We start from the raw sequence: 24,391 nt of genomic DNA on the forward strand, positions 1-24,391 counted from the left end.
GACGCCTAACCCATCGCCGCCGCAAAAACCTCCGTTCGTGCTGAGTAGGGGCTGAGCTTGTCGAAGGCCCGTATCGAAGCACCTGTGGCCCGGTCCTTCGATAAGGAAACCGGCGTCGCTTCGCGACAAGGAAACCGGCGTCGCTTCGCTACCCCTCTTAGGAAGGGCGCTTGCTTCGCCTGCGTTTCGCTGTCTCGGTAGAAGCGAGTAACTCGCCCCGTCCGGTGAACAGCCCTCTACGGGGGGTCGGCTTTGCTGTCAACAAAGTTTCGCAAAAAAGTTCCACAAATGTCATCCCGCTTGCGATTTCCCCCGTCGATGCCCGGCGGGAGCCGGAACACGACACCCTTCGACATCGCGTTCCGGCGGACGGCATCAGAACCCCAGCCGAACGGAAACTCCCGGCTTTGCAGCAACCTCCGCCTTCAGCAACTCGACCAGTTCCGCCGCGCCTGCCGCCGGCGAGTAGCGCAGTTGCCGCGCGACCACAGCGAAATCCCCCGGCGTCAAACCCTCGACCTCCGCCAGCGCCGTAGGAGCCGGCGTGCCGAAGAACCGCAGGAATGCCGCCGCGGATCGTTCGGGGCCAAGCGCCTGTAGACGCAGCTTGAAGACGAACCGGCGCAGCGTCGCGGGGTCGAGGCCAGCTTCGTGGTTCGTGGCCGCAACCACCGGCAACGGATGCAGGTCCAGCCATGTCAGCAGCTCGTTGACCTGCCCCACCTCCCAACTCGTCCGGGCGGTAGCGCGATCGAACAGCAGCGAATCCGCTTCATCGAACAGCAACACCGCCTCCCGCCGCCGCGCTTCGGCAAAGGCCTCGGCAATCTGCGCCTCCGTTTCGCCCACCCATTTCGACAACAGGTCGGACGCCCGCTTGACCAGCAGGGGCCGGTCAAGCGCCCGTGCCAGATGATGGGCGAACGCCGTCTTCCCGGTGCCGGGCGGCCCGGTCAGCAGGAGCGACACGTCGTTCGCCCCCTTCGACGCCAAGGCAGCGAACAACCGATCGATCGGCCGATCGGTCTCGAACAGCGTGAGGTCGAACGCCGTCGGCTCTGGTGGTGGCAAGATGCCGCCACGCATCGCGCGTACCAGCGCCTCTGCCGCGACAACGCCGCCATCCGCCTCCCCCGCCAGTTTCCCGGCACGTGTCGCGGTTCGCAGCACCGTGGCCGCTTCCGGGGCGATGTTCAGCAACGTGTCGAAGGCAGCGCCGGGACTCACCTGTTCTTCGCGCGCGACCCGATCGAGCATCGCCGCCGCAGACGCGCGCGACGGCAGGTCCAGCCGCAAGACGAAGCTCATCCGGCGCAGGATCGCGCGATCGACGTTGCCGATGGCGTTGGTCGTCCAGATCACCGGCACCCGGTTGGTTTCCAGAAGACGATTGACGAACACCTTGCTCCCCTGTCGCCGATCCACCCAGTCGCCTCCCGACGACGGACTGGCATCGCCGATCAGGTCCTCCATTTCGTCGAACAGCAGCACCGCCGGCCCCCGCCCGCCGAGCAGCCGCTGCGCCAGGGCAAGCGCCGTCACCCGTTCCCAGCGGGTAGGTTCTTCACCATTCTCATCCGCCTCGCCGACGCCGTGGAGTGTCGCGCCCACGGCATCGACCAGCGTGCGGGCCAGTTCGGTCTTGCCGGTGCCGGGTGGGCCATAGATCAGGATGTTGATCCCTGCCGCCCCGGCGGACAGCGTACCGCGCAGCAGGCGGACCAGAAAGTCGACCGGCTCGACATGGGCGAACGCTGCCAGATCGAGCATCGCCGTCTGCCGCATGCCGACCAGCGTCTCGAGCATCGCCTCCTCCGACGGCGGCGCCCGGTCGAGCAAACGCCGCAACGTCCAGCGTATGCCGATATCCGCCTCGCCCTCGCGGTTCGTGGTGAAGGATGCCAGTCCGAGCCGGGTGATCGCACTGCGCCGCGCGGCACGCTCGGCATCCTCCGGCCCCGCCCCGGCCAGGCTGCCCAGCAGGTGCGGCAGGTCGTGCCCATGCAGGCTCAGCAACCGCGCAAGGCTGCCCACGCGCGGCAGGCGGTCGCACGCGACCATGAGCCGCAGCAACGCGGCATCGACCGGCGACAAGGCAAGCGACCGCGCGAACATCTCGGCCAGCGCCAACGCCTCCGTCCGCACCGGTGCGCCACGCGGCGCGGAAAGCGCCGTCACCAGCACGTCCCAGTCCAGTTCCTCTTGCATGTCGGGTGCCAGCCAGGGGGCATGCGGCTGCGCCCATTGCAGCAGCGCCTTGGCAAGCGGTGCCGTGGCGGGCAACGCGCCCGCCGTCCGGAGCATCATGCCCCGGACGATATCCAATTCGTCCATGTCGGTTCCACGCGTCTATCGCCCCCGCGCGCAACGCAGCGCAGCGACGGCATTCCTTTAGAAGAAGGTTAGATGCGGCGGGGGCGGATGCCGGCCCGCCGCAGACGTCGTGGGACGTTTACGCGAAAGGCCGGAGACCGCCGACCCGTGCACCGCGATGGGCGGCAAGGTCGAACAAGGTACGTCTCCGTAACGCCCGCATTCCGCTGCGGACGGCGTGGCCGATAGCATGACGTCGTTGCGCTCGCAATCCGGTGGTCGGCGCGATCCCCTTGTTGGCTGTCGGCATGTGTGATGTACTGCCAACACACATTGTCGGGGGATGATATGCGCAAGGTAGCATTCTGGGGTGCATTGGCTGGCATCGCGGTTGCGGGACTGGCGGGGGCGACCCACGCGGCGGCACCGGGGGCGGGCGTTCCGGTGATCGAACGGACCAAGCTGTTCGGCAATCCGGTGCGCACCGCCGGGCAATTGTCGCCCGATGGCAAATGGCTGGCCTTCATCGCCCCGCGCGATGGGGTGCAGAACCTCTGGGTCGCGCCGGTCGATCGCCCGGCCGACGCCCGCGCGCTGACCGCCGAGACGAAGCGGCCGATCCGCTCCTATTTCTGGGCGCCGGATTCGCGACAGATCCTGTTCGTCAACGACAAGGGCGGCGACGAGAATTTCCTGCTCTATGGCGTCGATCTGACGACCGGCCAGCAAAAGGCGCTGACCCCGTTCGAAAAGACCACGATACAGGTGATCGGCATGTCCGATACGATCAAGGACCGCATCCTGATCGGCGTGAACAATCGCGACCCGCGCTGGCACGACGTGCAGGAGCTGAACCTGACCACCGGAAAGCTGACCCCGGTGTTCCAGAATGACGGCTATGCCGACTTCGTGACCGACGACCAGTTGCGCGTGCGCATCGTCGCCAAACCGCGCCCCGACAGCGGCATCGATTATTACCGCGTGGTCGACAACAAGGTGGAGGCGACCCCGTTCACGCGCGTCGATTATGAGGATGCATCCTCGACTAGCCCGCTCGGATTCACGGTCGATGGCAAGACGCTGTACTGGACCGACGCGCGTGGACGCGACACGCGGGCGTTGCTGGCGCAGGACATGGCGACCGGCAAGTTCAGTACCATCGGCTCCGGCGATCGTGCCGATGTCGGCGGCGGGCTGACCAATCCGACGACCGGCGTGATCGAAGCCTATTCGGTCTATTTCCACCGCAACGAATATGTCTCGGTCGGCGATGCGGTGAAGGCGGACCTCGCCTTCCTGAAGGCGCAGGACAAGGGCGAATTCTACATCGGCAGCCGCACCAATGCCGATGACAAGTGGCTGGTCACCTTCGATCCGGTCAGCGCACCATCGTCCACCTGGCTGTACGACCGGCGCGCACGCAAGCTGACACAGCTTTACACCCCCCGCCCCGATCTGGTCGGTGCGCCGCTGGTAGGGATGGAGGCGGTCGACATTCCAACCCGCGACGGGCTGTCGATGGTCAGCTATCTCACCCGTCCGAAGGGCGCGACCGCCGCGACGCCGATGGTCCTGCTCGTCCATGGCGGCCCATGGGCGCGCGACACCTATGGCTTCAACGCCTATCACCAATGGCTCGCCAATCGCGGCTATGCGGTGCTGTCGGTCAATTATCGCAGCTCGACCGGCTTCGGGAAGAAATTCGTGCAAGCGGGCGACAAGCAATGGGGCCGCAAGATGCACGACGACCTGCTCGATGCGGTCGATTGGGCGGTAAAGCGCGGCGTCACGACCCGGAACAAGGTGGCGATCATGGGCGGCTCCTATGGCGGCTATGCGACGCTTGCCGGGCTGACGATGACGCCGGATGCCTTTGCCTGCGGCGTCGATATCGTCGGGCCGTCGAACCTGTTCACCCTGCTCAAGACCATTCCGCCCTATTGGGAAGCCGGCAAGCAGCAAATGTATCGCCGGATGGGCGATCCGGGCACGCCGGAGGGACAGGCGCTGCTGAAGGAACGCAGCCCCCTCACCTATGCCGATGCGATAAAACGCCCGCTGCTGATCGGACAGGGCGCCAACGATCCGCGCGTCAACGTGGCGGAAAGCGACCAGATCGTCGCGGCAATGCAGGCAAGGAAAATCCCCGTCACCTATGTCGTCTTCCCCGATGAAGGGCACGGGTTCGCGCGCCCGGCGAACAACATCGCGTTCAATGCCGTGACCGAGAATTTCCTTGCGAAGTGCCTGGGCGGCCGGGCCGAACCGATCGGCGGTGCGCTCGCCGCGTCGACCGCGCAGGTGAAGGCCGGCAGCATCGAAGGCGTTCCCGCCGCCACCGGGACCAAGGGCAACTGACGCTCCCCGATACGCCGCCGCGCCCCGGCGTGGCGGCGTCCGGATCGGCACCCGTCCGGCGACGGTAGCCGCCACTATATGCCAGCACTATGCGATTGCCGGGAATCGCTCTCGAATTGCTACGCCCCCTGCGCCTAATCGCGCACCCCGTAAGGCTTCGTCGTGTGACGGATGCCGCGCCATAGGGGTAGCAACCATGAAGTTCCGTCCTGCCGCCATCGCCGTCGTGCTGGCAGCATTCCCGGTCGCCGCGCATGCGCAGACCGCACCCGAGCCGACCGACCCGCCAGCCGCCGTGACCATCAGCGGGTCGGCCGCGATCGCCTCCGACTATCGCTTTCGCGGCGTGTCGCAGTCGGACCAGGAAATGGCGGTGCAGGGCGGGATCACCATCGCCCATGACAGCGGCGCCTATATCGGCACCTGGGCGTCGAACCTGGCCGGATGGGGCACGTTTGGCGGCGCGAACATGGAACTGGACCTGATCGCCGGGTACAAGACCGCGATCGCCGATGGCGCGACGCTCGACGTCGGCCTCACTTGGTATGTCTATCCCGGCGGCGCGGACAAGACCGACTTCGCCGAACCCTATGCCAAGCTGACCGGCACCGCCGGCCCGGCGACGCTGACCGCCGGGGCGGCCTATGCGCCAAAGCAACAGGCGATCGGCAAATGGTATGCGACCGGTGCCGATGCGGCCAACGGCGTCTATACCCGGCCGGGCGCGAAGGACGACAATCTGTACCTGTGGGGCGATGCCGCCCTGCCCGTCACCGGCAGCCCGATCACCGCGAAGGCGCATATCGGCCATAGCTGGGGTCAGGATGGGCTGGGCCCCAACGCCACCGCCGTGTCGCCGACCGGCAGCTACTGGGACTGGTCGCTAGGCGCGGATGCGACCTATCGCAACCTCACCCTGAACGTCAGCTATGTCGACACCGACATTTCCAACCGCGACGCCGCCTATCTGCGCCCGAGCTTCAGCCGGGGACAGGACGGTACCGGCAACATCGCCGGCGGGACGGTCGTCGTCGCGCTGACCGCAGCCTTCTGACACAGGGAAGACAGCCATGCAGGATCTGCTCTGGGTCGCCATCATGGTCGGACTGGTCGCGCTAGCGCTCGCCTATGTCCGCCTGTGCGACAACGCGTGAGGGGGCGGCAATGACCCTCGACCTCTGGCTCGCCGCGATCACCGCGCTCGGGCTGCTCATCTATCTGGTGGCGGTACTGATCCGCCCCGAACGCTTCTGAAGGGAGCGGTTTCATGACCATTCAGGGCTGGCTCCTGATCCTTGGCTTTGTCGGCATCCTGCTGGCACTCGCCAAGCCGATGGGCCTCTGGCTGCACGCACTTTACGAAGGGCGCCGCACCCCGCTCCACCGCCTGCTCGGCCCCGTCGAGCGCGGCTTCTACCGCCTGTCCGGCATCGACCCGACCCAAGAACAGGGCTGGCGGCGCTATGCCGTGCACATGCTGGTGTTCAACGCGGTGCTGATGTTCTTCACCTATGCCGTGCTGCGCCTGCAGGCGGTGCTGCCGGGCAACCCGCAGGGGCTGGCGGCGGTCGGCGAGCATCTGTCGTTCAACACCGCGATCAGCTTCACCACCAACACCAACTGGCAAAGCTATGGTGGCGAGAGCACCATGTCGAACCTGTCCCAGATGTTGGGGCTGACCATCCATAACTTCCTGTCGGCAGCGACCGGCATCGCGCTTGCCTTTGCCCTCTTCCGCGGCTTTGCCCGGCGCGAGGCCAAGGCGATCGGCAATTTCTGGGCCGATGTCACCCGCATCACGCTTTACCTGCTGCTGCCGCTGTGCATCGCGCTGACGATCTTCTACATCGCCAGCGGCGTGCCGCAGACGCTGGCCGGCGTCGTCGATGTCCAGACGCTGGAGGGCGCGCGCCAGTCGATCCTGCTCGGCCCCGTCGCCAGCCAGGAAGCGATCAAGATGCTCGGCACCAATGGTGGCGGCTTCTTCAACGCCAATTCGGCACATCCGTTCGAAAACCCCACCGCGCTGACCAACTTCATCCAGATGCTGTCGATCTTCGTGATCGGGACCGGCCTCACCTGGACCTTCGGCAAGGCGGTCGGCAACCCGCGACAGGGTTGGGCGATCCTGGCTGCGATGATGATCCTGTTCCTCGCCGGAACGACCGTTGCCTATTGGGCGGAGGCTGCCGGCAATCCGATGCTGCACCAGCTGGGCGTCGCGGGCGGCAATATGGAGGGGAAGGAAGTCCGCTTCGGCATCGCTGCCTCCTCGCTGTTCACGGTCATCACGACGGCGGCGTCATGCGGCGCGGTCAATGCGATGCACGACAGCTATACCGCATTAGGCGGCCTGATCCCGCTGTTCAACATGCAGCTGGGCGAGGTCGTGATCGGCGGCGTGGGTGCCGGCATCTACGGCTTCCTGCTGTTCGCGATTCTTGCGGTGTTCGTCGCCGGCCTCATGGTCGGGCGCACGCCCGAATATGTCGGCAAGAAGATCGAGGCGCGCGAAGTGAAGCTGGCGGTGCTGGCCATCGCCGTCCTGCCCCTCGCCATCCTCGGTCTCACCGCCTTGTCATCGGTGCTCGACCAAGGGCTGGCCGGCCCCCTCAACAAGGGGCCGCACGGGTTCAGCGAAATCCTCTACGCCTTTACCAGCGCGGTCGCGAACAACGGGTCGGCCTTTGCCGGTCTGACCGCCAACACCCCCTGGTATAACGGGATGCTGGGCGTTGCGATGTGGCTGGGCCGGTTCTTCGTGATCGTGCCGATGCTGGCGATCGCCGGCAGTCTGGCGGCCAAGAAATACACGCCGGAAAGCTCGGGCTCGTTCCCGACGACCGGCGGACTGTGGGTGGGGCTGCTGGTCGGCATCATCCTGGTGCTGGGCGGCCTGACCTTCCTGCCGAGCCTCGCGCTCGGTCCCATCGCCGATCATCTCGCGATGATCCGCGGTCAATCCTTCTAAGGGGGCCCATCGTGGCGAAATCCCAAAGCAAGAGCCTGTTCACGGCCGATCTGGTCGTGCCGGCGATCAAGGCGTCGTTCGTCAAGCTGCACCCGGCCGAACTGGTGCGAAATCCGGTGATGTTCGTGACGGCGGCCGTCGCGGCGCTGCTCACCATCCTGCTCGTCGTCGGCAATGACGGCCTGACCGCCGGGTTCAAGCTGCAGCTGGTGGTATGGTTGTGGCTGACGGTGCTGTTCGGCACCTTTGCCGAAGCGCTGGCCGAAGGGCGTGGCAAGGCGCAGGCCGCGTCGCTGCGCGCGACCAAGGCGGAGCTGACCGCCAAGCGGCTGCGCGGTGACGGGCGCGACTATGAGAATGTGCCCGCCAGCGCGCTGACCGTCGGCGACGTGGTGCTGGTCGAAACCAACGACCTGATCCCATCGGACGGCGAGGTCGTGGCGGGCGTCGCCTCGGTCAACGAAGCAGCGATCACCGGCGAAAGCGCGCCGGTGATCCGCGAGGCAGGCGGCGACCGTTCCGCCGTCACCGCCGGCACCCGCGTCATTTCCGACGAAATCCGCGTCCGGGTGACCGTCGAGCCGGGCAAGGGCTTTCTCGACCGCATGATCGCGCTGGTCGAGGGCGCCGAGCGGCAGAAGACCCCGAACGAGATCGCGCTGACGCTGCTGCTGGTCGGCCTCACCATCATCTTCCTGATCGCGGTCGCCACCGTTCCGGGCTTCGCCAGCTATGCCGGCGGCAATATCCCGGTCGCGATCCTCGCCGCATTGCTCATCACGCTGATCCCGACGACCATCGCCGCGCTGCTGTCGGCGATCGGCATCGCCGGCATGGACCGGCTGGTCCGTTTCAACGTGCTGGCCAAGTCGGGCCGCGCGGTGGAGGCGGCGGGCGATGTCGACGTGCTGCTGCTCGACAAGACCGGCACGATCACCATCGGCGACCGGCAGGCGTCGGAATTCCGCGCGGTCGGCGGCACCAGCGAGGCCGAACTGGCCGAAGCGGCGCTGCTCGCCAGCCTAGCCGACGAGACGCCCGAAGGTCGTTCGATCGTCATCCTCGCCCGCGACCGGTTCCGCGTGGCGATCACCGAACTGCCCGCCGGTGCGGAGGTCATTCCCTTCACCGCCCAGACCCGCATTTCCGGGGTCCAGGTCGGCGGTTCGCTGATCCAGAAGGGGGCGGTCGATTCGATCCTGCGCGCCAATGCCGGATCGGGCGAAACCGCCGCCGCGACCGAACTGCGCCGCATCACCGACGAAATCGCCCGTGCCGGTGGTACGCCGCTGGCGGTCGCGATGGACGGCCGGCTGCTCGGCGCGATCTTCCTGAAGGATGTGGTGAAGGCCGGCATCCGCGAACGCTTCGGCGAGCTGCGCGCGATGGGCATCCGCACGGTGATGATTACCGGCGACAACCCGCTGACCGCCGCCGCCATCGCCGCCGAAGCCGGGGTCGACGACTTCCTGGCGCAGGCGACGCCGGAGGACAAGCTGGCGCTGATCCGCAAGGAACAGGCCGGTGGCAAGCTGGTCGCGATGTGTGGCGACGGCACCAACGACGCGCCGGCGCTCGCGCAGGCCGATGTCGGCGTCGCGATGAACACCGGCACGCAGGCGGCACGCGAGGCGGGCAACATGGTCGACCTCGACAGCGATCCGACCAAGCTGATCGAGGTCGTGGGGCTGGGCAAGCAGTTGCTGATGACGCGCGGGGCGCTGACGACCTTTTCGGTCGCCAACGACGTCGCGAAATATTTCGCGATCATCCCGGCGATGTTCGTCGCACTCTACCCGACCCTGGGCGTGCTGAACGTGATGGGGCTGGCCTCGCCGCAATCGGCGATTCTGTCGGCGATCATCTTCAACGCGGTCATCATCCCGATGCTGGTGCCGCTGGCGCTGAAGGGCGTGACCTACAAGCCGATGGCGGCGGGACCGCTGCTGTCGCGCAACCTCGCCATCTATGGCCTGGGCGGGCTGGTCGCGCCGTTTTTCGGGATCAAGCTCATCGATATCGTCGTCAGCGGCCTCGGCCTGGCGTAAGGAAGACGGACATGAACAAGGATTTTTCCTCCGCGCTGCGGCCGGCCATCGTGATGACGCTGCTGTTCGCCGCGTTGCTCGGCCTTGGCTATCCGCTGGCGATGACCGGGATCGGGCAGGCGCTGTTCCCGGCACAGGCGAACGGCAGCCTGGTCCGCGACACGACCGGCCGGGTAATCGGGTCGAGCGTCGTCGGACAGGCGTTCACCACCGACCGCTATTTCCAGACGCGCCCCTCGGCCGCCGGCAAGGGCTATGACGGCCTTGCCTCGTCCGGATCGAACCTCGGCCCCACGTCCAAGGCGCTGATCGAGCGGGTAACGACCGATGTCGCGAAGCAGCGCGATGCAGGCGTCACCGGCGCCCTGCCCGCCGATCTGGTCACCGCCAGCGGTTCGGGGCTGGACCCCGACCTGTCGCCAGCCGCCGCACTGGCACAGGCCCCCCGCATCGCCCGCGTGCGCGGCATCGGGGTCGAGGCGGTCCGCGCCCTGATCCAAGGGCGGATCGATGACTCGATTCTCGGCGATCCCACCGTCAACGTCCTCGCGCTCAACCAGGCGTTGGACCGCATGGCCCCTGCCCCGCGCTGATGCCGGCAGCCGACCCGCACCGTCCCGATCCCGACGCCCTGCTGCGCGCCGCCGCGCAGGAAGGGCGCGGGCGGCTGAAGATCTTCCTCGGCGCGGCGCCGGGGGTCGGCAAGACCTATGAGATGCTGTCCGAAGGGGCGGCGCGCAAACGCGACGGCGTCGACGTGGTGGTCGGCGTCGTCGAAACGCACGGCCGGGTAGAGACCGAGGCGCTGACCCGCGGCCACGAGATCATCGCCCGCCGCGACATCGCCTATGAAGGCCGGACGCTGGGCGAGATGGACATCGACGCCATCCTCGCGCGCAGCCCCCGCCTGGTGCTGGTCGACGAGCTCGCCCACACCAATGCGCCCGGCAGCCGCCATCCCAAACGCTATCAGGATGTCGAGGAGCTGCTGGCGGCGGGCATCTCGGTCTATTCGACACTCAACATCCAGCATGTCGAAAGCCTCAACGACGTGGTGGCCAGCTTCACCCGCGTCCGCGTCCGCGAAACGGTGCCCGACAGCATCCTCGAAGCAGCCGAGCTGGAGGTGGTCGACATTCCGCCCGACGAGCTGATCGACCGGTTGAAGGCAGGCAAGGTCTATTTGCCGCAGGAGGCGACGCGGGCGCTCGACCATTTCTTTTCCAAATCCAACCTGTCCGCCTTGCGCGAACTGGCGCTGCGCCGCGCGGCGCAGGCGGTCGATGCACGGATGCTCGACGATGTACGCGCGCTGGGGTTGGGCGGCACCTGGGCGGGGAGCGACCGGATCGTCGTCGCGATCAACGAACTGCCCGGCGCCGACAATCTGGTCCGCGCGGCCAAGCGGGTGGCCGATGGCCTGCATGGCCCGTGGACAGCGCTGTTCGTCGAAACCCCGCGCACCGCTGCGTTCTCGCCTGCGCAGCACGCCCGTGTGGCGGCGACGATGACGCTGGCGACGCAATTGGGTGCCGCGGTCGCCACCGTGCCCGCGCCCAATGTGGTTGAGGGGATTCGCGGCTTCCTGACCGATGCCCGCGCGACGCAATTGGTGCTGGGCAAATCGAACCGGTCGCGCTGGTTCGAACTGCGCCACGGATCGATCGTCGACCGGCTGGTCCGCGATACGCCGGGGGTGACGGTACATGTCCTGCCCGTCACCGGCGAAGCACCGCGCGAACCCGTGCGACAGCGGTCCTCGCCCGGCTGGGGCACGGCCGGCGGCTATGCGATCACCACGGCGATGATCGCGGGGATCACCGCGATCGCCAGCACGCTGTTCCACATCCTCGAACTCGGCAATATCGGCATGCTGTACCTGCTGCCGGTTATGGTCGCGGCCAGCCTGCACGGGCTGCGCACCGGGCTGTTCGCCGGGCTGGCGTCCAGCCTTGCCTACAACTTCTTCTTCCTGCCGCCGGTCGGCACGCTCAGCATCAGCAATCCCGAAAACATCGTGTCGGTCGTAGTGCTGTTCGGCGTGGCGGTGGTCACCAGCCAGCTGACGTCGCGGGTGCGGGCGCAGGCCGACCTTGCCGCCGCCAGCGCGCGAACCAACGCCACCCTTGCCGGGTTCCTGCGCCAGATCGCCGGCGTCAACGACCTCGATGCCGCCGCGCAGATGATCTGCGACGATGTACGCCGGCTGCTGGGGGTGCAGGTGTTGCTGCTGGGGCCGGAAGGGGGCCGCAATATCGGCATCCTCGCCGCGACCGACCCGGCCTATCGCCTCGACACGATGGACCACGCCGCCGCCAACTGGGCCTATGACACCGGCACCCCGGCGGGCAAGGGATCGGGGACCCTCACCGCGTCGGAATGGCTATTCCACCCGCTGAAGGCCGGCGAACGGGTCGTGGGCGTGCTCGCGATCGCCAACGAAACCGGCGGGAACCCCGTCCGCCCCGACCAGCTGCCGCTGCTCTCCAGCCTTGCCGACCAATCCGCGCTCGTCCTCGAACGGCTGCGGCTGCAGGCGGAGATGCGCGACGTCGATGCGGTGCGGACCCGCGACCGGTTGCGCGCGGCGCTGTTGTCGTCGGTCAGCCACGACCTGCGCACGCCGCTGACCGCCGTCATGGTCGCCGCCGATCAGCTTTCGCATGGCGTCACGCCCGAACTCGTTGGCACCATCCGGTCGGAATCGGCGCGCCTCAACCGGTTCGTATCGAACCTGCTCGACATGGCGCGCGTAGAGGCCGGCGCGATCCGGCTGAAGGTGGAGGCCACCGACCTGAGCGATGCGGTGGCGGGTGCCGCGCACGATGCGCGCGGCGCGCTGGAGGGGCATGACGTCCGACTGGACGTGCCGCCCGACCTGCCGCTGGTACGGGTCGATCCGCAGCTGCTGCACCACTGCCTGCTCAATCTGCTCGACAATGCCGGCCGTTATGCCGATCCGGGGACCGAAATCGTGATCGAGGGGCGCAATCGCTATGGCGAGATCAGCCTGTCGGTGCGCGATCGGGGACCGGGCCTGCCCCCCGGACAGGAGGCACGCGTGTTCGATACCTTTACCCGGCTGGAGGGCACCGACCGATCGGTCGGCGGCACCGGGCTGGGCCTCGCCATCGTCAAGGCATTTGCCGAGGCGATGGGGCTGAGCGTCACCGCCGCCAACCGCGCCGATAGCGAGGGCGCGATATTTTCCCTGCTGTTCCCGCCCGCATCACTGCTGCGCGACCTGCCGACCGGGACCGACCACTGATGCCCGCGAAGATCCTGATCGTCGACGACGAACCCGCCATCCGCCGCCTGCTGCGCAACACGCTTGTCCGCGCCGACTATGCCGTGGTCGAGGCGGGCAATGGCCGCGACGCGCTACAGGTCGCAGCGGCCGAGCGGCCCGATGCGATCCTGCTCGACCTCGGCCTTCCCGACCGCGACGGACTGAGCATCATTCCGCTGCTGCGCACGCATGGCGATGCCGTCGTGCTGGTCGTATCCGCCCGCGACGCGGTGGAGGAGAAAGTATCGGCCCTCGACCTTGGCGCCGATGATTTCGTGACCAAGCCGTTCGATACCGAGGAACTGCTGGCCCGGCTGCGGGTCGCGCTGCGCCACCGCCGCGCGAACGATCCCGCGCCACAGATCGTCGAACGCGGCGACCTGCGCATCGATCTCGACCGGCGCATCGTGCTGCGCGGCGGGGTGGAGGTGCATCTGACCCGCAAGGAACATGACGTGCTGGCCCAGCTCGCCCGCCATATCGGGCGGATCGTGACGCATGAACGGCTGCTCACCTCCTGCTGGGGCGGCGATGAAGACCCGCGCATCGAATATCTGCGCATCATTATCCGCAACCTGCGTCAGAAGCTCGAAGTACCCGATCCGGTTGGTAGCGTAATCGCCAATGAACTGGGTGTCGGATATCGCCTTAGAACCGACAGCTGAATCGATAAATCTGTAGCTATACAGGACTTGCCGGCGAATCACTTGGCCGATACCACCCGGGATATTGCAAACCGCCGAACATGAAGCGAAGATGAAATAACGACGTCTTCGCATGTCACCGAACCGTCACCGGACAGCCTTCGAATCGCAGTACTGGCCCCTTCCGAGCCGTATCGGCCCAAAGGGGAATTTACAGATGATCGTTCGTTCGGGTGTGCGCGCACGCCTTCTCATGGGTGCCGCCGCGCTGCTGGTGCCGGTCGCGGCACAGGCTGCCGCGCCGGAAGACGTAGTTCCCGCGCCCGTCACCGCCGCGCCCGAAGCACCGGCGACCGACGACGCCTCCGCAATCCCCGACATCGTGGTGACCGCGACGCGCCGGGAAACGAACCTGCAAAAGACGCCGGTCGCGATCAGCGTGCTGGGTGCCCCTGCCCTCGTCGATCGCCACGTCCAGAGCCTGTACGACCTGGCCGACGGTGCCGTCCCCTCGCTGCGCGTCGCCACGTTCGAAGCGCGGCAGAGCGCGCTGACCGTCGGCATTCGCGGCATCGTGCCGCTCGACGCCAACCAGCCGGCGCGCGAGCAGGGCGTCGGCATCTATGTCGACGGCGTCTATCTCGGCCGCCAGCATGGCCTCAACGCCGCGCTGTTCGATGTCGAGCGGATCGAGGTGCTGAAAGGCCCGCAGGGCACGCTGTTCGGTCGCAATACCGAAGGCGGCGCGCTGAACATCGTCACCCGCGCCCCCTCGGGCGAGTTCGAGGGCCGCATCCGCGCCGGCGTCGCCAACTATGGCGGCTATAACGGCGAAGTGCATCTCGACCTGCCGGCGTATGAAAATGTCAGCGTCAAGCTGGACGGCATCGTCCAGTATCAGGGGCCGACCACGAAGAACCCGCTCGCCGGGCAGACCGGCTTCAACTATTTCGATCGTCGTGGTGCCCGCGCCGCCGTCCGCTGGGCCCCGATCGATGGCCTGACCGAAGACTTCTCGTACGATTACGGCATCGATAAGAACTCACCCTTCTACAGCCAGCTGCTGAACTACAACCCCAATGGCTGCGTCGCCGGTGCCCAGTCGGCGGTCCCGGCCTGCACCCTGCCCGGCACCGCCTATACGGCGCTCACCGGCACGGTGAAGCCGCTGATGCCCGGCGTCGTCATCAACGGCACCAGCCGGATGAAGACCGCCGACATCGGCGTGCCGCAGCAGCCGAGCGTCGATGAAACCCACGGCTTCACCAACCTGCTAAAGTACAAGCTGTCGCCCGAAATCGAACTACGGTCGATCACCGCATGGCGCGGTGTCGATGCGACGCAGTGGGACAATTCGGGCGGCGCACACCGCGTGCCCGTCTTCAACCCCGGCAACGTCGTGATCGACGGCACGCTGTATAACGGCCAGCTGTTCAGCCGCTATTCGCTCGCCGACCTGCGCCAGCGCCAGTTCAGCCAGGAATTCCAGGCGGTCGGCACCGTCGACCGGTTCGATTATGTCGCGGGCCTGTTCTATTTCAACGAACATGTCAGCGACGACGCCGCAACGCCCAATTCGAACCTCTACAATGCCGCGACCGGGCGGATCAGCATCGTCAATCCGTGCGCGGTCATCACCACCGGCTTCACCGTCGTGAACAATCTGCCCGTCGGCGGCACCACCGCGCCTGCCGGATCGCAGCCGGGTTGCCGCTCGATCGACCGCGCGTCGGAAGTCTGGTCGAAAAGCTATGCCGCTTACGGTCAGGTTACGTGGAACGCGACCGACGTGCTGCACCTGACCGCCGGGGGCCGCTACACCCACGATACCAAGCGTGGCGAGCTGCATTTCTCGCGCAACATCAACTATGACACCAATACCGCCGCTGCGGCGCGCAACGGCTACACCCCGCTGGATGCGACGTGGAACCGCTTCAACCCGATGGTCACGCTCGCCTATGACGCGGCGGACAATGTGCATGTCTATGCGAAATACGCGACCGGATACCGCGCCGGCGGTGCGAGCTCGCGCACGTCGAACTATCAGGCGTTCGATCCCGAGGACGTGAAGTCGTACGAAGTCGGCATGAAGTCGGACTTCTGGGACAAGCGCGCCCGCCTGAACCTTGCCGCCTACATCATGGATCGCAAGGACAGCCAGGTCGACATCAGCTCGATCCAGTCGACCGCGACCGGGAACTTCAACAACCTGGTCACCATCAATGCCCCGGGCACCACCAAGATTCGCGGGATCGAGGCGGAACTGACTGTCCAGCCGATCGACAACCTGACGCTGAACGCCTCCTACGCCTATACCTATACCCGCATCCCGCCGGTTCTCATCACCAACAGCGTGACCAACGCCGCCGGGGTGACGACAGCCACGCAGGTCTATCAGAACTTCTATATCGTCTTTACGCCCCGCAACGCCGCCAGCGGGTCGATCGACTATGCCCTGCCGCTCGATACGGGGAACAAGCTGCGCTTCCACCTCGACGGCAACTATGCGCAGGCGACGCAGGCGTTCGACCAGTTCGCGACGAAAAACGCCGCATCGTTCATCGTCAACGGCCGGGTCGCGCTGGCCGACATCGCGCTGGGTGACGGGCACCAAAAGCTGACCGTCGCGCTATGGGGTCGCAACCTGTTCGACGAGCAATATGTCTATCGTCGCGATCCGTCGAACAGCCTGCCGGGCGCACCGACGACCAACGTGGCGTCGGGCAGCATCAACAACGTGCTGGGCGATTACGGCAACTTCAACGCCCCGCGCACCTTCGGCGTGGAAGGGCTGATCAACTTCTAATCGGCAGGACCAGCGCGGCCGATAGCCCCGGCCGCGCATCCGCCAGTTCCAGCCTGCCGCCGTGGAGGCGCGCGATCGCATCCACGATCGGCAGGCCCAGCCCATGGCCCGGACGATGCCGGCTGGCCTCCAGCCGCCCAAAGCGTCGCCGGGCCAGCGCCCTGTCCCCCTCGGCGATCCCCGGCCCGCTATCCGCGACGCAGAGGCTGACCGCATCGCCGTCGACCGCCAGCGATACCGTCACCCTCGTCCTCGGCGGGGTGTGGTGCAGCGCGTTCTCGACCAGATTGTACAGCGCCTGGCTCAGCAACTGCCGGTCGCCCGCGATGGTGATCGCGGGCAGCGTCCCCGTCGCCAGTATGCGCCCCTCCTCCTGCGCCACATCCGACAGCGTATCCACCACCTCGCCGGCAAGGTCGTGCAACGCGACCCGGCCGAACGCGCTGCGCCGATCGCCGGTATCGATTTCCGCAATGCGCAGGATCGCGCCAAAGATCGCCAGCAATTCGTCGCACTGCTCGATGGCGGCCTCCAGCTCGTCCGACGGCGCGCGTTCGGCGGCAACCGTCAACCTGCTGCGCAACCGGGCCAGCGGCGTGCGCAGGTCGTGCGCGACGTCGTTGGCGACATGTCGTAGCCCGTCGACCAGCGTCGCGATCCGGTCGAGCATCCGGTTGATCGCCTCCGCCTGCGCGGCGAACACGCCGCCGTTCGCCGCCACCGGGATGCGGTGCGACAGATCGCCGTCGATGATCGCCAGCGCGGTCGTCCGCGTGGCATCGATCCGGCGTCGCACGACCAGCCCGAACGTCGCCGTTCCCGCCAGCACGACCGCCGCGATCAGACCAAACCCGATCAGATAGTTGCGCAGGCGGATCGCATCATAGCCGTCGATCGGCTCCGTCTCGGCGACGGTGATGAGCGTCAGTCCGCCCCCGACCGATCGCGTCTCGGCCCGCCCGACGCTCAGCCCGGTAATCCCGTCCGTCCGGCTCACGTCGGAAAAGCCGGATCGAAGCGGTCGCGCCAGCGCGACGTTGCCGCCTAGCCGGTGCCCGGCGGCATCCAGCAGCTCGAACCCGATATCGCCGCTGTCCCGCCGACTGGAAAAGGCGACGATCCGGCGCAGGATCGCATCGGCATCGCCCGGCACCACATCCTCCAGCAGCGCATCGGCGACGGAATCGATCCGCCGGTCGACCAGCGACACGATCGCGGTGCGCGACGCGTGGAAGGTGGCATAGCCGGTCACCACCGTCACGACCGCGAACGCCGTCAGGAAGATCGCGGTCAGCGTGCGCAGCCGCAACATGTCAGGCGCGCAGGCTGTAGCCGACGCCGCGCTTCGTCACGATCGGATCGTCCTCCCCATCGGCGGTGAGCTTGCGCCGCAGCGCGCGAATCTGCACGTCGACGATGTTGGTCGCCGGTTCGAAATCATAGCCCCAGACGCGTTCGATCAGCATCGCCCGCGTCACGAACCCGCCGGCATGGCGCACCAGTTCGGCCAGCAGCTTGAATTCGAGGTTCGACAGGACCAGCGACCGCTCGCCCCGCCACGCGCGATGCTGTGCGGGCTGCAGGGTGATATCGGCGGCGCGCAGCGTTTCCACCACGTCGTCGCGCCAGCCGCGCGCTCGGATCAGTGCACGCAGCCGAGCATCGATCTCGATCGCCGGTGCAGGCTTCACGACATAATCGTCGGCCCCGGCCTCCAGCCCGCCCACCTTGTCACTGGCATGGCCGAGCGCCGTCAGCATCAGCACCGGCAGGCGGTGCCCCCGCGCGCGCAGCCGCTGCACCACCGTCGGCCCGTCGAGCAGCGGGATCATCGAATCGAGCACCACCGCATCGAAATCGCCGGCCTCGACCGCCGCCAGCGCGTCCGGCCCGGTACCGGCGACCGTGACGTCATGCGACAGCGTTTCCAGCTCGGCGCGCATCGCTGCGGCGAACGCGCGGTCATCCTCGACGATCAACAGCTTCACCGCAGCCCTTCCCTTTCCACGTGAACCACCGGCTATACCGGACAAGACACTGGACAGGCCAGCGCAAGCCGACGATTTGGTCGCGCCGGGTGCAGCGGCTATAGGCACGGCATGACCCCTGCCCCGACCGATCCCGATATCGAAACGATGCTGATCGGGCCGGTGGTGCCGGGGCGGGCGTGCGGCGACTGTACCGCCTGCTGCACGCACCTGACGGTCAACTCACCCGACTTCGCCAAGCCCGCCGGCACGCCCTGCCGCCATTTGTCGACGGGCGGCTGTGCGATCCACGCCACCCGACCGCATATCTGCCGGACCTGGTTCTGCGTCTGGCGCCGCCGCGCCGACCTGCCCGATGCGGCGCGGCCGGATCGATCGGGGCTGCTTGTCTCGCTCAACTTCGTCGATCGGCCGCACCATCCGCTGGAGGCAGTGTCGATCAACGTCCGGATGCTGCCCGGCAGCGACGCGATCCGCAGCGGCATGGCCGCCGCGATGCTTGACCAGCTGTGCGACCGTCTGGTGCCGGTATGGTTCAGCGACGGGCAGGAAAAGATGCTGATGCACCCCGCCGCCGACGTCGCCCGCCACATCGTGTCCGACACGCCGCCGCCGCCCTCGCTGGCAAACGAGGTTGCGGCGTGGCGCGAACGCTACGCCGTGTTCGACACGGACCCGGCGGCGGACGACTGACGCTCAGGCGAGCGACAGCGTGGGGTCGCCCGCCGGAATGGTGAAGGTCGCCAGCGTCGATACCGCCGCATCCGGCTCGCTCACGCTACGCACCGCCCGCGCCTGCGTCACCCAGCGGTCGCGCGTCACGTCGCACACTGCATAGCCGCGCCGGTCGCCGGTGAACTTGAGATACGGGTTGTTCGTCATCAGCCGTTCGTTGCCCGCCCGGACATCGGCCCCGTCGCCGCCGGACGAAATCGACGTGGTGACCAGTTCCACCGCCACCTTGTCGCCGGTGCCGGCATTGGTGCGCAGTTCGCCGGCAAAGGTCTGATGCTCGTCACCGGTCAGGACGACGGCGTTCTGCCCCTTCAACTGCCGCAGGAACCGTTCGCGGGGCGCGTCATAGGCGGCCCAGCTGTCCATGTTGCGGATCGGCACGGCGCCGTCCGCATCCCGCCGGTCGAGCGGCATCACCATCACCTGCTGCGCGATCGCATTCCACCGCGCCGCCCGTTGGGCAAGGTTGCGACCCAGCCACTGTTCCTGCGTCGGCCCCAGCACCTGCGCCTTCGGGTCGCGCACCCCGGCACACACCGGCTCGAACCCGTCATCGCACGGCTGGTCGCTGCGATAGCTGCGCGTGTCGAGCAGATGCAGGTCGACCAGATTGCCGATCGTCGCGCGGCGATACGCCTGGATACCGTCGCCGGTCGGAAAGGCGCTGCGCCGTATCGGGGAATGCTCATACCATGCCTGAAACGCCGCCGCGCGGCGCAGCGCAAAGACTTCCGGCAGCGTCCCGCGCTTGTCGGCGAGGCCGACCCAGTTATCCTCGACCTCGTGATCGTCGAACGTCGGGAACCACGCCGTTGCCGCATGCGCCGCCTGCAAATCGGGGTCCAGCTTGTACTGGGCATAGCGCCGCCGGAAATCGGCAAGATCGTATAGGTCCTGGCCCAGATGTTCGCGCACTACCCGGCGCGGCAGGCCGTCATGGCCGATGCTGCCCGGCGTCGAGCGCCCTTCATAGATATAGTCGCCATAGTGAAAGGCGAAATCGACCTCCTCCAGCGCCATGTGGCGATAGGCGGTGAACAGGCCGGCTTCGTAATTCTGGCACCCCACCACGGCGAACCGTACCCGGTCGACCGGCGTACCCGCCGCCGGCAACGTCCGCACCCGCCCCCGCTGCGACCGTTCGCGCCCGATCTGGAACCGATACCAATAGGGCCGCGCGGGTTGCAGCCCGGCGACCTCGACATGCACGCTGTGGCCCAGTTCGGGGCGGGCGATCGCCTCCCCCTTCGCCACCACGTTGCGCATGCCCTCGTCACTGGCGACGACCCATTCCACCGGCATCGCCGCCATCGGCATGCCGCCATGTTCGGCCAGCGGATCGGGGGCCAGCCGCGTCCACAGCACGAACCCGTCGCTCGACGGATCACCCGCCGCTACGCCCAGCCGGAACGGATAGGCCGCGAACAGCTGTTGCGCGCGCAGGATCGCAGGTGCCCCCACCAGCAGGGCGGTCGCGCCGACAAAGCCGCGACGGGTCAGAAGCGAAGACATGCGATGGTTCCTGAACGCTGATGATGACATTTCCGGGACGATCTATCATCCGGTCGCCGCACGGCAATCGCGTTTTGCCCCGCCGCCCGACCACGCGCACGGAACGGCAGAGCGGTTGCGCTGGCAAGGCTGACAACGCTATCAGTATCCACGACAGACCGCCGGGGGACGGCGCGACAGGGGATGGGGAGAACCATGATGCCGGTATCGACAACCGCGTGGATTCGCGACATTGTGAACGTTCACTCAATCCCATCCCACAGCTCGATCCGTTTCTCCTTCATCAGAAAGCAACCGATGCCCGCCACTCCCCGCACCGCCCTGCTGCGCCTTCTGGCCGGCTCGCTGCTCGCCGGCAGCGCGCTCGCCACCCCGGCGCTGGCGCAGACGACCAATAACGCGCCAAAGGCCGCCGCCGCGCCGACCGACGGCCCCGCCGCGCGGCCGTGGATGAACACAGCGCTCGACGCGGCAGCCCGTACCGAGCTGCTGCTGAAGGAGATGACGCTCGATGAAAAGCTGCAGCTGACCTTCGGCTATTTCTCGACCAAGGCGGAATGGCAGCGCAGCCCGATCAAGAACTGGCAGATGCCAAAGGACGGCCTGCCCGATTCGGCCGGCATCGTCCCCGGCATCCCGCGCCTCGGCATCCCCAGCCAGTGGCAGACCGATGCCGGCGTCGGCGTCGCCAGCCAGCGCACGCCGACCCCGCGCCTGCGCACCTCGCTGCCGTCGGGCATCGCCACCGCCGCGACGTGGAACCCGGAACTCGCCCAGGCCGGCGGCGCGATGATCGGGAACGAGGCGTTCCTGTCCGGCTTCAACGTGCAGCTGGCCGGCGGCATGAACCTGATGCGCGAACCGCGTAACGGGCGGAATTTCGAATATGGCGGCGAAGATCCGCTGCTCGCCGGCATCATCACCGGCCATGAGATCAAGGGCATCCAGTCGCAGAACGTCGTCTCGACGATGAAGCACTATGCCTTCAACGGGCAGGAAACGAACCGCTTCAACATCGACCACAAGATCGGCGAACAGGCCGCGCGTCAATCGGACCTGCTGGCGTTCGAATTCGCGCTGGAAATCGGCAATCCGGGGTCGGTGATGTGCGCGTACAACCGCGTCAACGGCTTCTATGCGTGTGAGAATGACTGGCTGCTCAACAAGACGCTGAAGCAGGATTGGGGCTATAAGGGCTTCGTCATGTCGGATTGGGGTGCCACCCATTCGACGACGCAGGCGGCCAATGCCGGGCTCGACCAGCAATCGGGCTGGGCATTCGATCGTTCGCCCTATTTCGCCGATGCGCTGCGCGAAGCGGTGAACAACGGCTATGTTCCCGAAGCCCGCGCGACCGACATGGCCCGCCGCGTCCTGTGGGCGATGTTCGACAACGGCCTGTTCGACAAGCAGGTCGCGGGCGATCGCGCGACCACCATCGATTATGCCGCGCACGCCGCCGTCACTCGCGCCGATGCCGAGGAAGGCATCGTCCTGCTGAAGAACACGCCGGGCCTGTTGCCGCTGTCGACCACGGCCAAATCGATCCTCGTGATCGGTGCCCATGCCAATGTCGGCGTCCTGTCGGGCGGCGGGTCGAGCCAGGTCTATCCGCATGGTGGCCCGGTGGACGGCCTCGCCGTGCCCGACGAATTCCCGAGCGGCTTTCCGGGGCCGAAGCTCTACCACCCCTCCTCGCCGATGAAGGCGTTGCAGGGCCGCACCCAGGCGACCGTCACCTATCTCGACGGCAAGGACGTTCGCGCCGCCACTGCCGCCGCGCGCAAGGCCGATGTGGTGATCGTGTTCGGCGAACAATGGACCGGCGAATCGATCGATGCGCCGAACCTGAACCTGCCGGACCAGCAGGACGCGCTGATCGATGCCGTCGCACGCGCCAACAAGCGCACAGTCGTCGTCCTCGAAACCGGCGGCCCGGTGCTGATGCCGTGGCTGCCCAGGGTCGGCGCGGTGCTGGAGGCATGGTATTCGGGCACGTCGGGCGGCGAAGCGATCGCCCGCGTCCTGACCGGCGAGGTCAATCCCTCGGGCCACCTGCCCGCGACCTTCCCTGCATCGCTCGCGCAGCTACCCCGCCCGGTGATCGAGGGCGATCCCAAGCTCGACCGCGATTCGCACCCGATGGGCAATTACGACATCGAAGGGGCTGCGGTCGGCTACAAGTGGTTCGACAAGACCGGCGCCAAGCCGCTGTTCCCGTTCGGCTATGGCCTGTCCTACACGAACTTCACGCTGGGCAAGCTGACCGCCGCGCCGCAGGGCAAGGGCGTGTCGGCGACCTTCACCATCACCAACAGCGGCAAGCTGCGCGGCAAGGGGCTGGCCCAGCTCTATGTCGCGGGCAGCGGCTGGGAAGCGCCCAAGCGGCTCGGCGGCTTCACCAAGGTCGATCTGGCCCCGGGTGAGAGCCGGAGCATGACACTGACCGTCGATCCCCGCCTGCTGGCAACGTTCGACAGCAAGACGCGCGGGTGGACCATTGCCGGTGGCGAATACCAGCTGCTGCTCGCGCACTCGGCGACCGATATCGCCGAGCGGGCGACGGTGCGGATCGCCCCGGCCACGCTCGACAATCGCGGGCGGTAAACGCGTGACGCGGGGATTGCGGCCACCGCGATCCCCGGACTCTCGGTAGGAACGCCCCCATATCCGTCACCCTGGGCTTGCCCCGGGGTCCCGCTTCTTCTTCCTGCCGCCGCAGAAGCGGGAGCCCGGATCAAGTCCGGGGTGACGAGCGGGGTGGATCAGTACCGTCGCGCCAACCACGAAGCGCCCGGACTGCCTGCCTTTACGGGATTGAACGGGGAAAGTGACGCTCCCGGCTCCAAACGTAAAAAGGGCCGCGGTAGCGAACGCCACCGCAGCCCTTTTCGAGCACATCGCAGCGGCGAAACGCCGCCCGCGACTTACTTCTTGCCGAGCGAGAGACCGCCGAAACGCTTGTTGAAGCGCGCGACCTGACCACCCGAATCCAGCATCTGGCCACGGCCACCGGTCCATGCCGGGTGCGCCAGCGGATCGATGTCCAGCGTCATCAGATCGCCTTCCTTGCCCCAGGTCGAACGGGTCTCGAACACCGTGCCATCGGTCATCTGGACCTTGATGGTGTGATAGTCGGGGTGCGTTTCTTTCTTCATCGGTCGTCTCCACAAGCGGCTGGTTCCGACCAGCCTTGGAAATGGGAAGGCGCGCCCGTACACGGACGCGCCCATAATAGCAATGATCGCTGTCGGCTTACGCCTTGGGCGGATCGGCGATCATGGCGGTGAATTCGCATTCCGCCGCCAGTTCACCGTCGATCCGGGCCTTCCCCGCGAACTTGCAGACGCGCGAACGCTTCTGCACGAATTCGGCCTCCAGCGTCAGCAGGACACCCGGTTCGACCGGCTTGCGGAATTTCACGCCGTCGATCGACATGAAATAAACCAGCTTGCCCGACCCGGCGAGGCCGAGGCTTTCCACCGCCAGGATGCCGGCGGCCTGCGCCAGCGCCTCGACGATCAGCACGCCCGGCATGATCGGACGTCCAGGGAAATGCCCCTGGAAAAAGCCTTCGTTGATCGTCACCGCCTTGATCGCGGTGATCGACCGGTCGGGGATCAACTCCGCGACACGGTCGACCAGCAACATGGGATAGCGATGCGGGATCGCCGCCATCACGCGCGTGATGTCGAGCGGTCCGATCGAGTTCGCTTCCCCTTCCATC

The 24,391-nt window shown here is 67.0% G+C and carries 17 protein-coding genes; 11 read left to right on the plus strand and 6 right to left on the minus strand.

The features are described from left to right. Positions 1 to 375: 375 nt before the first annotated feature. Entirely contained in the window at positions 376 to 2,334 is a 1,959-nt protein-coding gene (locus ASE58_RS00005; protein ID WP_055816863.1) for an AAA family ATPase, read from the minus strand. Positions 2,335 to 2,661: 327 nt separating this feature from the next. On the opposite strand from ASE58_RS00005, the gene ASE58_RS00010 reads away from it, so the two are divergent. The 9 genes from ASE58_RS00010 (at position 2,662) to ASE58_RS00050 (ending at position 16,429) form a co-directional block, all read left to right on the plus strand. Beyond that, positions 2,662 to 4,671 (plus strand): S9 family peptidase, encoded by a 2,010-nt coding sequence (locus ASE58_RS00010; protein WP_055816865.1) that lies wholly within the window; start codon positions 2,662 to 2,664, stop codon positions 4,669 to 4,671. Between the two features lie 196 nt (positions 4,672 to 4,867). After that, positions 4,868 to 5,725, plus strand: a complete 858-nt coding sequence (locus tag ASE58_RS00015) for a TorF family putative porin (RefSeq protein ID WP_055816867.1) — start codon at positions 4,868 to 4,870, stop codon at positions 5,723 to 5,725. A 110-nt stretch (positions 5,726 to 5,835) separates the two neighbouring features. After that, positions 5,836 to 5,925: a K(+)-transporting ATPase subunit F gene (gene kdpF, locus ASE58_RS00020; RefSeq protein ID WP_055761421.1), complete on the plus strand. Its 90-nt coding sequence runs from the start codon at positions 5,836 to 5,838 to the stop codon at positions 5,923 to 5,925. A gap of 13 nt (positions 5,926 to 5,938) precedes the next feature. Continuing rightward, a complete protein-coding gene (gene kdpA / locus ASE58_RS00025) occupies positions 5,939 to 7,642 on the plus strand; it encodes a potassium-transporting ATPase subunit KdpA (protein WP_055761418.1) in 1,704 nt (567 codons plus the stop codon). Positions 7,643 to 7,653: 11 nt separating this feature from the next. Continuing rightward, on the plus strand, positions 7,654 to 9,690 hold the full coding sequence (gene kdpB / locus ASE58_RS00030) for a potassium-transporting ATPase subunit KdpB (RefSeq protein WP_055816869.1): 2,037 nt from the start codon (positions 7,654 to 7,656) through the stop codon (positions 9,688 to 9,690). An 11-nt stretch (positions 9,691 to 9,701) separates the two neighbouring features. After that, positions 9,702 to 10,283, plus strand: a complete 582-nt coding sequence (kdpC, locus tag ASE58_RS00035) for a potassium-transporting ATPase subunit KdpC (protein ID WP_055816871.1) — start codon at positions 9,702 to 9,704, stop codon at positions 10,281 to 10,283. Beyond that, the gene (locus ASE58_RS00040) at positions 10,283 to 12,958 is read left to right on the plus strand and encodes a sensor histidine kinase (protein WP_055816873.1); all 2,676 of its coding nucleotides are present in this window, start codon (positions 10,283 to 10,285) and stop codon (positions 12,956 to 12,958) included. The genes kdpC and ASE58_RS00040 overlap by 1 nt, the downstream gene beginning before the upstream one ends. Further along, on the plus strand, positions 12,958 to 13,644 hold the full coding sequence (locus tag ASE58_RS00045) for a response regulator transcription factor (RefSeq protein ID WP_055816876.1): 687 nt from the start codon (positions 12,958 to 12,960) through the stop codon (positions 13,642 to 13,644). Before ASE58_RS00040 ends, ASE58_RS00045 begins: the two co-directional genes overlap by 1 nt. A gap of 196 nt (positions 13,645 to 13,840) precedes the next feature. Then, positions 13,841 to 16,429, plus strand: coding sequence for a TonB-dependent receptor (locus tag ASE58_RS00050; protein WP_055816878.1), 2,589 nt, complete (start codon positions 13,841 to 13,843; stop codon positions 16,427 to 16,429). On the opposite strand, the gene ASE58_RS00055 is transcribed toward ASE58_RS00050, so the two are convergent. Continuing rightward, entirely contained in the window at positions 16,419 to 17,741 is a 1,323-nt protein-coding gene (locus ASE58_RS00055; protein ID WP_055816880.1) for a sensor histidine kinase, read from the minus strand. The two genes, ASE58_RS00050 and ASE58_RS00055, sit on opposite strands and share 11 nt — an antisense overlap. A gap of 1 nt (position 17,742) precedes the next feature. Further along, positions 17,743 to 18,417: a response regulator transcription factor gene (locus ASE58_RS00060; protein WP_055816882.1), complete on the minus strand. Its 675-nt coding sequence runs from the start codon at positions 18,415 to 18,417 to the stop codon at positions 17,743 to 17,745. Positions 18,418 to 18,528: 111 nt separating this feature from the next. On the opposite strand from ASE58_RS00060, the gene ASE58_RS00065 reads away from it, so the two are divergent. Next, positions 18,529 to 19,110, plus strand: a complete 582-nt coding sequence (locus ASE58_RS00065; protein WP_055816884.1) for a YkgJ family cysteine cluster protein — start codon at positions 18,529 to 18,531, stop codon at positions 19,108 to 19,110. A 3-nt stretch (positions 19,111 to 19,113) separates the two neighbouring features. On the opposite strand, the gene ASE58_RS00070 is transcribed toward ASE58_RS00065, so the two are convergent. Then, positions 19,114 to 20,664, minus strand: a complete 1,551-nt coding sequence (locus tag ASE58_RS00070; RefSeq protein WP_055816886.1) for an alkaline phosphatase D family protein — start codon at positions 20,662 to 20,664, stop codon at positions 19,114 to 19,116. Positions 20,665 to 20,961: 297 nt separating this feature from the next. On the opposite strand from ASE58_RS00070, the gene ASE58_RS00075 reads away from it, so the two are divergent. Then, complete coding sequence (locus ASE58_RS00075; RefSeq protein ID WP_055816888.1) at positions 20,962 to 23,271, plus strand: beta-glucosidase family protein; 2,310 nt, start codon at positions 20,962 to 20,964, stop codon at positions 23,269 to 23,271. 320 nt (positions 23,272 to 23,591) lie between these two features. Here ASE58_RS00075 and rpmE read toward each other — a convergent pair whose 3' ends face one another. Together rpmE and fabZ are read right to left on the minus strand one after the other, a co-directional pair. Continuing rightward, a complete protein-coding gene (gene rpmE / locus ASE58_RS00080; protein WP_055761384.1) occupies positions 23,592 to 23,822 on the minus strand; it encodes a 50S ribosomal protein L31 in 231 nt (76 codons plus the stop codon). Positions 23,823 to 23,919: 97 nt separating this feature from the next. After that, complete coding sequence (fabZ, locus tag ASE58_RS00085) at positions 23,920 to 24,390, minus strand: 3-hydroxyacyl-ACP dehydratase FabZ (protein WP_055816890.1); 471 nt, start codon at positions 24,388 to 24,390, stop codon at positions 23,920 to 23,922. Position 24,391 lies beyond the last annotated feature (1 nt).

The sequence above is a fragment of the Sphingomonas sp. Leaf9 genome (genome assembly GCF_001421355.1).
Taxonomy (GTDB): Bacteria; Pseudomonadota; Alphaproteobacteria; order Sphingomonadales; family Sphingomonadaceae; genus Sphingomonas.